We start from the raw sequence: 11,979 nt of genomic DNA on the forward strand, positions 1-11,979 counted from the left end.
GAGGAATCCACCCGCCCCATGACCATCGTCGCGCTCGGAGAAGACTACTGGTCCGTCCTCGGCCACGGCGTGGCCGCGATTGCGCTGTACGCCATCGTCGGTCTCGCGCTCATCGTGCTCGGCTTCTTCGTGCTCGACTGGACGACGCCCGGGCCGCTACGCACCCTGGTCCAGGCGCGCCGCCCCAATGCCGCCGCCATCGCCGCGTCGGGGTTGGTGTCACTGTCGTTCGTGGTGGTGATGGCCATCTTCACCTCGTCGGGCGACCTACTCGACGGGCTGATCAAGACGCTGGTGTTCGGCGTGCTGGGCATTCTGGCGCAGGCGATCTCGGTGCGCGTCATCGAACTCGTCACCGGGATCGACATCGGTGCGGTGCTGGCCGCCGAGCGCTTCACCCCGGAGGTGCTCGTGGTCGTGGGCGCGCACGTCGGCATGGGCCTCATCACCGCCGCGGCGATCCTCTGAGAGGTCAGCAGCAGCGGGTCTGCGGGTTGGCCTCGGTCGCCGCGTGGCGCATGCGCCAGTACTCCCGCTCGGTGAGCACCGGCTCGCCCGGGTGGGCTCGGCCGCGGAACTCGACGTAGCGACGGTAGTGGTCGTCGCCCATCAGTGCTGCGGAGTACCCACTCAATGCGCGCCAGTACGAACCGATCTGGTCTGCGAGTCCGGTAGTGCGTCCCATTGCTTCTGCACCTCCTTCTCGGCTGCGGTGGTGAGTAGACCCGACGGCGCGTAGATCCGCGACGGCACGGGTTCGTCCTCGGACAGCGGTCCGGCGGTGCCGCGGATCGCGCGCAGCGCGACGATGACGCCGGCCACGAACACGATGGCGACCAGGACCGCGAACAGGATCGACAGGGTGCCCTGGATGAACGTGTTGCGGATGACGGCGTCGAGCTGGCCGGCGTCCTTGGCCGCGCCGAATGCCGTCTTGCCCGCGTCCTTGGCGTCGCGGTACTGGAAGTGCTGCGTCCAGTAGCCGACCTTCGGGTCGCCGGAGAAGATCTTCTGCCAGGACGCCGTCATCGTGACGATCAGGTCCCAGGCGAGCGGGAGGCCGGGGATCCACGCCCACTTGAGCAGGCCGCGCTTGATGATCACCACGGTGACGACGGTCAGGGCGATCGCGGCGAGCAACTGGTTGGCGATGCCGAACAGCGGGAAGAGGGTGTTGATGCCGCCGAGGGGATCGGTGACGCCCATCAGCAGGATGCTGCCCCACGCGGCCACCACGACGATGCTGCAAATCCATGCGCCCACACGCCAACTCGGGTTCTGCAGCTTCTTGAACGGGCCGCCGAGGTTGGCGAGGCCGTCGGACAGCATGAACCGCGCGACCCGGGTGCCCGCGTCGACGGTCGTGAGGATGAACAGCGCCTCGAACATGATCGCGAAGTGGTACCAGAACGCCTTGAGGCCGGTACCGCCGAACACCTGGTGCAGCACCTCGGACATGCCGAACGCCAGCGTGGGGGCGCCGCCGGTGCGCGAGACGATCGACTCCTCGCCGACGCTCGCCGCGGCGGCGTCGATCTCGGCGCCGGTGATCGGCGGACCCGACAGGCCGAGGCCGTTGACGTAGGCGGCCGCGGTCTCACCGGTCGTCCCCGTGGAGGCCGCGGGAGCGTTCATCGTGAAGTAGAGGTGCTGGTTGAGGATGGCCGCGGTGATGAGGGCCATGATCGCCACGAACGACTCGGTCAGCATGCCGCCGTAGCCGATGAGCCGCATCTGGCTCTCCTTCTCCAGCAGCTTCGGCGTGGTGCCCGAGGAGATGAGGGAGTGGAAGCCCGACAGTGCGCCGCAGGCGATCGTGATGAACAGGAACGGGAACAGCGAGCCGGCGAACACCGGCCCGGTGCCGCTCGACGCGAACGACGAGACCGCCGGTGCCTCCATGATGGGGCGGGCGAGCAGGATGCCGACCGCGAGCAGCGCGATGGTGCCGACCTTCATGAACGTCGACAGGTAGTCGCGCGGGGCGAGCAGCAGCCACACCGGCAGCACCGACGCGGCCAGGCCGTAGGCGATGATGCACCACGACAGCGTGACCTTCGACAGCGTGAACCAGTCGACGCCCCAGGCGGTCTCGGCGACCCAGCCGCCGGACACCACGGCGAGCAGCAGCAGGACGACGCCGATCAGCGACACCTCGGACACCCGGCCGGGCCGCAGGAACCTCAAGTAGAGCCCCATGAAGAGGGCGATCGGGATGGTCATCGAGATGGAGAAGACGCCCCACGGGCTCTCGGCGAGCGCGTTGACCACCACCAGCGCGAGCACGGCGAGCAGGATCACCATGATGACGAGCACGCCGACGATCGCGGCGACGCCACCGATCGTGCCTAGTTCGTCGCGCGCCATCTGGCCCAGGGAGCGGCCGCGGCGGCGCACCGAGATCGACAGCACCAGGTAGTCCTGCACGCAGCCCGCGACCAGCGCGCCGACGATGATCCAGATGGTGCCGGGCAGGTAGCCCATCTGCATGGCGAGGACCGGGCCCACCAGCGGCCCCGCGCCGGCGATGGCGGCGAAGTGATGGCCGAACAGCACCCGCCGGTCGGTGGGCATGTAGTCGGTGCCGTTCTCGAACACCTCTGCGGGCGTTGCATTCTCGTCCTTGGGCTGGACGATCTTCGTCTCGATCAGCCGGGCGTAGAAGCGGTAGCCGATCACGTAGGTGCAGATGGCCGCGATGACGAACCAGACCGCGTTGACGGTCTCACCGCGGAAGAACGCGATCATCGCCCAGGCGATGGCGCCCAGGAGGGCGATGACGCCGAAGATCACCTTGTGTCTGGTGGTGATGGGAGAGCGGTCGACGACGGCGACCGGCGGGAGGTCGGGGTCGGTGCGGACGTAGGTGACGTCGCCCTTCGTCTCCTCGGTGCGCGCGGACGCCGATGGTGTCGGGGGAGATGAGGATGGGGTCGAAGCCATGGTCCGATCCTGTCACCGTTCGCGGGGACGATTGGTGAGAACGCCCGCCTTTGGTGCGGCGCGTCGGGTCAGCGCTCGTAGAGCGCGCGCACCGTCTCCACGGTGTCGGCCTCGTCCGGGCGCTTGTCGTCGCGGTAGCGGACGACGCGGGCGAACCGCAGCGCCATTCCGGCCGGGTAGCGGGTGGACCCCTGCACCCCGTCCAGCGCGATCTCCACGACCTGCTCGGGCCGGACCGTGACCACGTACCCGTCCGTCGGACCGTCGGCCAACCCGAGGAACCGCTCCGTCTGCCAGGCCAGCATCTCGTCGGTCATGCCCTTGAACGTCTTGCCCAGCATCACGAACCCGCCGGTCCGGTCGTCCCGCGCGCCGAGGTGGATGTTCGAGAGCTTGCCCGTGCGTCGGCCCGACCCCCACTCGACGGCGAGCACCACCAGGTCGAGTGTGTGCACCGGCTTCACCTTCAGCCAGCCCGCCCCGCGTCGGCCCGCCTCGTACGGCGAGGTCGGCGACTTCGCCATCACGCCTTCGTGTCCGGCGGCGAGCGTGGCCGCCAGGAACTCCGCGGCCGCTCCCGCGTCGGCGGTGGCGAGCCGGTCCACCCGCTGGGACGCGGGGACGATCGAGTCGAGCACCTCCAACCGCTCGGTGACGGGCGCGTCGAGGAGGTCGGTGCCGTCGACGTGCAGCACGTCGAAGAAGAACACCGACAGCGGCTGCGTCGCGGCGTCCCGCGTGCCCCGGGACCCGAACCGCGACGCCGTCACCTGGAAGCGGTCCGGTCTGCCGTCGGGCCGCAGCGCGATGGCCTCGCCGTCGGCGATCAGCGTCCGCACCGGCAGGGCGAGGGTGGCGGCCACGACCTCGGGCAGCCGGTCGGTGACGTCGTCGAGGGTGCGCGTGTAGACCGACACCCGGTCGCCGTCCCGGTGGATCTGCACGCGGGCGCCGTCGAGCTTGGCCTCGAACACCGCCGTGCCGCCGAGCTTCTCGAGTGCCGCGGCGACACCCGTGGCGGTCTGCGCCAGCATCGGGCCGACGGGTCGCCCGACGACGAGCGTGAACTCGGCCAGCGCCGCCTCGCCCCCCGACAACGCCTGGGCGGCGACCGCGGGCAGATCGCCGCCGAGCATCGCCGCCCGGCGCACCACCGGGGCCGGTACGCCGGCAGCCTTGGCGACGGCGTCGACCATCACCCCGATCAGTGCGCCCTGGCGGAGTTCACCGCCGAGCAGACGGCGCAGAAAGGTCTGCTCGACGGCGGTGGCGGCGCCGAAGATCCCGGCCAGCAGTTCGGCGCGCCGGGTCTGCGACCCCTTGCCGGAGACGCCGCCGATCTCGCTGAACGTGGCGTCGACCTCGGCGACGGTCAGCGTGGGATCCGAGGCGGGTGCCGGCAGGGCGCGTAGCGCCGCCCAGCCCACGCCGATCTGACGCTGTGGCAGCTCACCCGAGAGCCAGGACACGATCACCGCGGCCAGCCGGGGATCCCCGTCGGTCGCCGCGAGCAGGTCGGCGATGCGGGCGGTCTTGGCGAGCCGGCCCGGGACCGCGCCCACGTCGGCGGAGGCGGTGGCGACGTCGACGAGCAGCACCGTGCCAGCCTGTCAGGTCACCGTGAACGAGACGTCGTGCCACCCGGTGGCGCCGTCGGGCAGCACGTCGGCGAGCTGGGAGGTCTGCACCGCACCGGTGTCGTCGGTGGCGCGCACGGAGATCCGGTGGTCGCCCGGCTGATCGGCCTGCCACGGGAAACTCCACAGCCGCCAGGTGTCCTTGGAGTACGAGGCGCCGAGCGTGGCGGGCTGCCACTGTCCCTCGCCGCCGTCCGGGCCGTCGATGCGCACCTCGACGGCCTTGACCCCGCGGCCCTGCGCCCAGGCCACGCCGCCGAAGGTGACCGCGCCGCGGGGGACGTCCTGTCCGCTGCGCGGCACGTCGATGCGGGACTGCGTCTTGATGGGGCCGCGCGCACCCCAGCCCAGCCGGGTCCAGTAGGCCTCGGCGCGATCGAAGCGCGTGAGTTCGAGGTCCACCACCCACTTGGTGGCGGACACGTAGCCGTACAGACCCGGCACGACCAGCCGCGCCGGGTAGCCGTGCTCGGTGGGCAGCGGGGCGCCGTTCATGGTGATGGCCAGCAGCGAGTCGCGGTCGTCGGTCATGGCCTCGACCGGGGATCCCGCGGTGAAGCCGTCGATGGACGTCGACAGCACCATGTCGGCCTCGGATCTGACCCCCGCCTTGGCCAGCAGGTCCCGCACCCGGTAGCCGGTCCAGGTGGCGTTCGAGATCAGGTCGCCGCCCACCGGGTTCGACACGCAGGTGAGCGTCACGACCTTCTCGACGACCTCGAACTGCGCGAGGTCGTCGAAGCGGAACGTGACGACGTCGTCCACCATGCCGTGGATGCGCAGCTTCCACTCCTCGCGGCTCAGCTGCGGGACCGACAGGGCGGTGTCGATGCGGTAGAAGTCGGCGCTCGGAGTGATGAACGGGGGCAGCGTGACGCCCGCCGGCTGCACGCCGGGGGGAATGGGCGGCGCCTTCGACAGCGGGGGAGGTGCGGCGAACGCGTTGCGATCGGCCGCCACAGACGAGCGCATCCGGGCCAGCACCGCGCCGGCGACGCCCGTCAGGGCACCGACGGTGAGGAAGCCGAGGGTCAGCAGCGACAACCGGCGTCCCGGGTCGGGGGGCGGGCCGGCCGCCGGGATGACGGTGCCGCCGCTGCGCGCCGACGGCGGCTTGGGCGGCGCGGGATCGGTGAAGCGTCCCGAGACCAGGAACCGCAGCACCGCGATGCCACACGCGGCGCCCACCAGCGCGGGAACGACGTCGACGAGGGTGGCGCCCGCGCGGGACATGACCGCCACCGCGCCGGCGATCCCGGCCAGTCCGATCGCGATGCTGCCGAGCGGCACCCGGCTGGTCTCGAAGCGGGCGGTGACGCCGGCGATCACGCCGATCACCAGCAGCACCGCGACGGTGAGCACCAGCTTGTCGGCGGTCCCGAACAGCTGGATCGCCGATTCCTTGACCGGGCCGGGCGTCAGGTCGATCACCGCCGAGCCGACGGCAGTCCGTGCGTCGGCACCGGGGCCGAACAGCACGGCAATGAGTTGGGTGACGCCGAGCGCGACCGCCGCAGCGGCCACGCCCGTCAACGCGCGGGGGCGGGAAGCCACATCGGCCATGCCCGCCAACGTACCCACTGGGCGCTCGGAAAGCCTTACCGTAGGGTGACGCTCGCCAGGGGCGTTACAGTCTGGCCTCAATCTGACACGTGGGAGAGCCGCATGGAAATCTCGGGGAAGAAGGCGATCGTCGTCGGAGGCGCATCCGGGTTCGGGAAGGCGACCGCCGAGTCGCTGGCTCAGCGCGGCGCCGACGTGGCGATCCTCGACCGCGGCGAGTCGAACGGCAAGGACGTCGCCTCGGCGATCGGCGGCAGCTTCCACGAGGTGGACGTCACCGACTTCGCCGGGACCGAGAGCGTCCTCGCGGCCGCCGTGGCGGACCTCGGCGCCCTGCACGTGATCGTGACCACCGCAGGCGGCGGCATCGGCGAGCGCACCATCACCAAGACCGGTCCGCACGACCTCGACAGCTTCCGGTCCTGCATCGACCTGAACCTGATCGGCACCTTCAACATCAGCAGGCTCGCCGCCTGGCAGATGAGCCAGCAGGAACCCGTCGACGACGAGGCGGAGGAGCGCGGCGTCATCATCAACACGGCGTCGATCGCCGCGTTCGAGGGCCAGATCGGACAGGTCGCCTACACCGCCTCCAAGGCCGCTATCGCGGGCATGTGTCTGACCATGGCCCGCGACCTCGGCAGCCTGGGCATCCGCGTCACCGCGATCGCGCCGAGCCTGTTCGCCACCGGCCTCACCCAGGGCATCCCCGACGAGTTCGCCAAGGCGCTCACCAAGGACGCCGCGTTCCCCAAGCGACTCGGCAAGCCGCAGGAGTACGCCAAGCTCGCGCTGGCGATCGTCGAGAATCCGATGCTGAACGGTCAGTGCATCCGCCTCGACGCCGGCCAGCGTTTCGCGCCGAAATAGCTCGACGAGCGCTTCGCGCCAGAATCAGTAAGGTGACTCCGGCGCGTTGAGCCGCGCTCGGTGTGGACGACCGCGCCGACGACGCAGGAGAAGAGGCCGTCCATGGCAACCGTCGCCACCAGAGTCATCGAGGCGTTGGCGCGCAGCGGCGTCCGGCACGTCTACGGCCTGCCCGGCGACAGCCTGAACGGCTTCACCGACGCGATCCGCCGGTCCGACGACGTGTCGTGGGAGCACGTTCGGCACGAGGAGACGGCAGCGTTCGCCGCGGCGTCGGACGCCGCACTGACGGGCAAGCTGGCGGTGTGCGCGGGCAGCTGTGGACCGGGCAACCTGCATCTGATCAACGGACTCTTCGACGCTCAGCGCAGCCGCGTGCCGGTCCTCGCGATCGCCGCGCACATCCCGCGCTCGGAGATCGGCTCGGGCTACTTCCAGGAGACCCACCCCCAGGACCTGTTCCGCGAGTGCAGCGTCTACTGCGAGCTGGTCAGCACCCCCGAGATGGCGCCGCGCATCCTCGAGATGGCGATGCGCGCCGCCGTCGAGGAGAACGGCGTCGCCGTCGTCGTCATCCCCGGCGAGGTGTTCCTGGCGCAGGCGGGAGAGTCGGGCTGGCTGAAGCACGCGATCGAGGCCACGCGGTCGGTCATCCGGCCCGACGACGAGTCGCTGCGCCGCGCCGCCGACATGCTCAACTCCGCGCAGAACGTCACGATCCTCGGCGGTGCCGGGGTGGCAGGCGCCCACGACGCGCTCGTCGAGCTGGCGGGCACGCTCAACGCCCCCGTCGTGCACGCGCTGCGCGGCAAGGAGTTCATCGAGTACGACAACCCGCACGACGTCGGCATGACGGGACTGCTCGGCTTCTCGTCGGGCTACAAGGCCATCAAGGAGGCCGACGTCCTGCTGATGCTCGGTACGGACTTTCCTTACCAGCAGTTCTATCCCGAGCACGCCCGCATCATCCAGGTCGACGTCCGCGGTGGTCACCTAGGCAGACGGACGCCGATCGACCTCGGTCTGGTGGGCACCGTCGCCGACACCCTCGCCGCCCTGAAGCCCCTGCTGGTTCAGAAGCCCGGCCGGGAGCACCTCGACCGCTCGCTGCGCCACTACCGCAAGACCAGGGCGAACCTGGACGCGCTGGCGGTCAACGATCGCGACAAGAGCCCCATCCGGCCGGAATACGTTGCCGGACTGGTCAACCGGCTGGCATCCGACGACGCCGTCTTCACCGTCGACGTCGGGTCACCCGTGGTGTGGGCGGCGCGCTACCTGAAGATGAACGGGACGCGGCGACTGGTCGGCTCGTTCAACCACGGCACCATGGCGTGCGCGCTGCCGCACGCGATCGGCGCGCAGACGGCCTACCCCGGGCGGCAGGTGGTGGCGTTCGCGGGTGACGGCGGCCTCGCGATGAGCTTCGGCGAACTCATCACGCTGATGCAGAACCGCCTGCCCGTGAAGCTCGTCGTGTTCAACAACTCGTCGCTCAACTTCGTCGAGCTGGAGATGAAGGCCGCGGGCATCGTGAACTTCGGCACCGAGCTGATCAACCCGGACTTCGCCGCGGTCGCCCAGGCCATGGGGATGTTCGGGCGACGCGTCGAGCGGGCAGGCGACCTCGAACAGGCCGTCACCGACGCCTTCGCCCACGACGGCCCCGCGGTCATCGACGTCGTCACCGCACGCCAGGAGCTGTCGATCCCGCCGGCGATCACCGTCGAGCAGGCGAAGGGGTTCTCGCTCTACGCCATCCGGACGATCCTCGCCGGCCGCGGCGACGAGCTGCTCGACCTCGTCACCACCAACGTGGCACGGCGGCTGCTGGACTGACGCGCGGCGGCGGGATGGCGCGTTTTCCCGCGCGAACACCGCTGTCGCCGCGACGATGTCTGCCATGGTCACCGACACGCGGACATCGATCGATCAGCACCCCATCGTCGACCTGGCGCGGGGCATGCGCGACCTCGTGCGTGCCGAGGCGGCCGACTGCGAGAGCCTGCGCACGCTGACGTCCACCGTCGTCGACGAGATGTGGTCGTCGGGACTGATGTCGTCGTTCAACCCGGTGCCCGCGGGCGGCCGAGAGCCCGGCTTCGCCGAGATGATCGACACCTGGATCGAAATGGCCTGGCAGGACGGCTCGTTCGGGTGGGTGGGCATCGCCAACCTGCCGTCGTCGTTCGCCGCGGCCACCTACCTTCCCGACGCCGGCTTCGACGAGGTGTTCACCGCCCACGGCAACCGCGTCACCATGGGCGGCCAGTTCTTCCCCAACGGTCAGGGCGTCGCGGTCGACGGCGGCTACCGGCTGACGGGCGCCTGGAGCTTCGGCTCGGGCACCGGACACGCCGAGTACGTCGCGGCCGGCTTCCTGCCGATGGACGACGGCGAGATGCGGTGGGCCGGCGAGGGCGTCCCCGACATGCGGGTGGCGGTGCTCCCGCGCCAGGACGTCGAGTTCAAGGACGGCTGGCACGTCCAGGGCCTCAAGGCGACGGGGTCCTACGACTACGCGGTCGACGACGTGTTCGTGCCCGAGCACCGCACGTTCGCACTCTTCGAGCGCGCACCGCGCCGCGGCACGTCACCGGCCACCCGGATGGGGATGATGCCCGTCACCGCGGCGGGCCACGCGTCCTGGGCACTCGGCGTGGCCAAGAGCATGCTCGACGACGTCGCCGACCTGGCCGCCACGAAGTTCCGGATGAGCGACATGGCGTCCCTGGCCAGCCGCCCCACGTTCCAGAGGGGACTGGCCCACCACGTCGCGGCCTGGCGCGCGGCGCGCCTGCTGGTGGTCGACGCGTTCACCACCGCGGAGTCGGCCGTGGCGGCCGGTGCGGACCTGACCCCGACGCTGCGGGCGGACATGCGCGTCGCCGCGGTGTACGCGACGGACGTGTCGCGCCAGTGCGCGGAGTGGGCGCACCTCGCGGCGGGCACCACGGCGATCCGCGAGGGCAGCCGGCTGGAACGCGCCTTCCGCGACCTCTACACCGGCACGCAGCACGCGTTCATCAGCGAGAAGATCGCCATCGACGCGGCGCAGATCTGGCTGGGCGTCGTCGACGACCAGTTCGGTCTCTGATGACGGCCGAGCTGCCCAGCCTCGACGAGGACGCCCGGCAGGCGGTGCAGCGCTGGGTGCACGAGCGCGGTCTCGGCGAGACGGTGTCCGACGTCGCACCGCTGACCGGAGGGACCCAGAACATCGTGGTGCACCTGCGGGTCGACGACAGGCCGATGGTGTTGCGTCGTCCGCCGCTGCACCCGCGGCCCACCAGCGACAAGACGATGCTGCGGGAGATCGCGGTGTTGCGCACGCTCGCGGGGTCCGCGGTGCCGCATCCGGGGTTCATCGCGGGATGCGACGACCTCGACGTGCTCGGCGTCGTGTTCTACCTGATGGAGGAGGTCGACGGATTCAACCCGGGGCAGGAGGTGGCACGCGCGTACGTCGACCATCCGGCGATGCGCCACGACGTCTGCCTGTCCTATGCGGCCAGTCTCGCCGAACTGGGGAACGTGGCCTGGGAGGGCAGCCCGCTCGCGGAACTCCGGCGGCCGGGATCCTTTCTCGCACGCCAGGTCCCGCAGTTCCTGGGTCTGCTGGAGAGCTACCGCCACGAGGGTTACGACCCCGCGTCGCTGCCCGGTGTCGACGACCTCGCCACCTGGTTGCGCGACGAACAACCCGAGGACGCGCAGCCGGGGATCATGCACGGCGACGCCCATCTGAACAACGTCCTACTGCGCCGGGACCGCGCCGAACTCGCGGCGTTCATCGACTGGGAGATGTGCACGGTCGGTGACCCGCTGCTGGACCTCGGCTGGATGCTGGTCTGCTGGCCGACCGGACCCGACACCATCAACGCGGGCGCCGAACTCGCGGCGCTCGGCGGCCTGGCCACCCGTGCCGAACTCCTCGAGGCCTACCGGACCGCGGGTGGCCGTCGCTCCGACCGGCTGGACTGGTACGTGGCGCTGGCGTGCTTCAAGCTCGGCATCGTCATCGAGGGCACCTGGTCGCGGTACCTGGCCGGCCGGGCGAGTCGGGAGGCGGGGGAGCGGCTGCACGAGTCGGCCGCCCACCTGATCGACCTCGGCGTTCGGGTGGCCAGGGGCCGGGACCCGTTCGCCGACGGTCAGCGGTAGGCGTCCAACCCCAGGTCGATCGCCAGCAGGATGCCGGCCACCGCGATCGCGATCCGCAGCGGCGTGGCGGGTGCCCGCCGCACGATGATCGGACCGAGCCGTGCACCGATCAGGCAACCGATGGCCATCGGGACCATGGCCGCCCAGTGCACGGGTGCGACCACCACGAAGACAAGGGCCGCAACGCCGTTCGAGACGCCGAGGACGACGTTCTTCACGGCGTTCGCGTGCGCGAGTGACTCCGCGCCCAGGCGGAGGAAGAGAGCCAGCAGCAGTACGCCCGCCGCGGCGCCGAAGAATCCGCCGTAGACGCCGATCGCGAGCACGGCCAGGCCGATCGGGACGCTGTGGACCGACCGGACGCCGTCGGGCTGGGCGCGACGCGGCAGGAGGATGACCACCGACGCCGTGACCAGCAGGACCGGCACCACCTTCTCGAAGCCCTCGGTGGGGATGGACAGGAGGAGCACGGCGCCGGCGACACCGCCGAGCGCCGCCATCGGCACCAGTCGCAGCAACGTGGCCCGCTGACCGACCAGCTCGGGCCGCGATCCCCACACCGAACCGACGCCGTTGAACACCAGGGCGACGGTGTTGGTCACGTTGGCCGCCACGGGAGGCAGGCCGACCAGGAGCAGGGCCGGATACGTGGCCACCGACGCCAGCCCTGCGATGCTGCCGGTCAGTCCGCCCGCGATGCCCGCGGTGAACAGCAGCGCCATCTCCCACCACCCGAGCGCCGCCATCGGCGATGAACCCTAGCCGTCCGCGAAGTCGCTTGCATGGCGGCCGGGGTGGGCCT

The 11,979-nt window shown here is 70.7% G+C and carries 10 protein-coding genes; 5 read left to right on the forward strand and 5 right to left on the reverse strand.

What is annotated here, in order from left to right; translation table 11 throughout:
• The first annotated feature begins 18 nt into the window (after positions 1 to 18).
• Positions 19 to 468, forward strand: coding sequence for a DUF350 domain-containing protein (locus tag G6N64_RS15810; RefSeq protein ID WP_163797910.1), 450 nt, complete (start codon positions 19 to 21; stop codon positions 466 to 468).
• Between the two features lie 4 nt (positions 469 to 472).
• Here the strand turns inward: G6N64_RS15810 and G6N64_RS15815 are convergent, their stop codons facing one another.
• The 4 genes from G6N64_RS15815 to G6N64_RS15830 all read right to left on the reverse strand — a co-directional run bounded on the left by G6N64_RS15815 (position 473) and on the right by G6N64_RS15830 (position 6,143).
• Positions 473 to 634 (reverse strand): YbdD/YjiX family protein, encoded by a 162-nt coding sequence (locus G6N64_RS15815; protein WP_409370762.1) that lies wholly within the window; start codon positions 632 to 634, stop codon positions 473 to 475.
• Positions 631 to 2,943, reverse strand: coding sequence for a carbon starvation CstA family protein (locus G6N64_RS15820; protein WP_163797912.1), 2,313 nt, complete (start codon positions 2,941 to 2,943; stop codon positions 631 to 633). Before G6N64_RS15820 ends, G6N64_RS15815 begins: the two co-directional genes overlap by 4 nt.
• 68 nt (positions 2,944 to 3,011) lie before the next feature.
• Entirely contained in the window at positions 3,012 to 4,541 is a 1,530-nt protein-coding gene (locus G6N64_RS15825) for an ATP-dependent DNA ligase (RefSeq protein ID WP_163797913.1), read from the reverse strand.
• 12 nt (positions 4,542 to 4,553) lie between these two features.
• Positions 4,554 to 6,143, reverse strand: coding sequence for a molybdopterin-dependent oxidoreductase (locus G6N64_RS15830; protein ID WP_163797914.1), 1,590 nt, complete (start codon positions 6,141 to 6,143; stop codon positions 4,554 to 4,556).
• 102 nt (positions 6,144 to 6,245) lie between these two features.
• Here G6N64_RS15830 and G6N64_RS15835 point away from each other — a divergent pair, with 102 nt between their 5' ends.
• The 4 genes from G6N64_RS15835 to G6N64_RS15850 all read left to right on the forward strand — a co-directional run bounded on the left by G6N64_RS15835 (position 6,246) and on the right by G6N64_RS15850 (position 11,177).
• Positions 6,246 to 7,013 (forward strand): SDR family NAD(P)-dependent oxidoreductase, encoded by a 768-nt coding sequence (locus G6N64_RS15835; protein ID WP_163797915.1) that lies wholly within the window; start codon positions 6,246 to 6,248, stop codon positions 7,011 to 7,013.
• Positions 7,014 to 7,115: 102 nt separating this feature from the next.
• Positions 7,116 to 8,852, forward strand: coding sequence for a ubiquinone-dependent pyruvate dehydrogenase (gene poxB / locus G6N64_RS15840; protein WP_163797916.1), 1,737 nt, complete (start codon positions 7,116 to 7,118; stop codon positions 8,850 to 8,852).
• A gap of 64 nt (positions 8,853 to 8,916) precedes the next feature.
• A complete protein-coding gene (locus G6N64_RS15845; protein ID WP_163797917.1) occupies positions 8,917 to 10,110 on the forward strand; it encodes an acyl-CoA dehydrogenase family protein in 1,194 nt (397 codons plus the stop codon).
• Positions 10,110 to 11,177 carry a phosphotransferase family protein gene (locus tag G6N64_RS15850; protein ID WP_163797918.1) on the forward strand — a complete coding sequence of 356 codons (1,068 nt, stop codon included), beginning with the start codon at positions 10,110 to 10,112 and terminating at the stop codon, positions 11,175 to 11,177. The genes G6N64_RS15845 and G6N64_RS15850 overlap by 1 nt, the downstream gene beginning before the upstream one ends.
• On the opposite strand, the gene G6N64_RS15855 is transcribed toward G6N64_RS15850, so the two are convergent.
• Positions 11,168 to 11,923: a sulfite exporter TauE/SafE family protein gene (locus tag G6N64_RS15855; protein WP_246230671.1), complete on the reverse strand. Its 756-nt coding sequence runs from the start codon at positions 11,921 to 11,923 to the stop codon at positions 11,168 to 11,170. The two genes, G6N64_RS15850 and G6N64_RS15855, sit on opposite strands and share 10 nt — an antisense overlap.
• Between the last annotated feature and the right edge of the window lie 56 nt (positions 11,924 to 11,979).

Source organism: Mycolicibacterium sediminis (genome assembly GCF_010731735.1).
Taxonomy (GTDB): Bacteria; Actinomycetota; Actinomycetes; order Mycobacteriales; family Mycobacteriaceae; genus Mycobacterium; species Mycobacterium sediminis.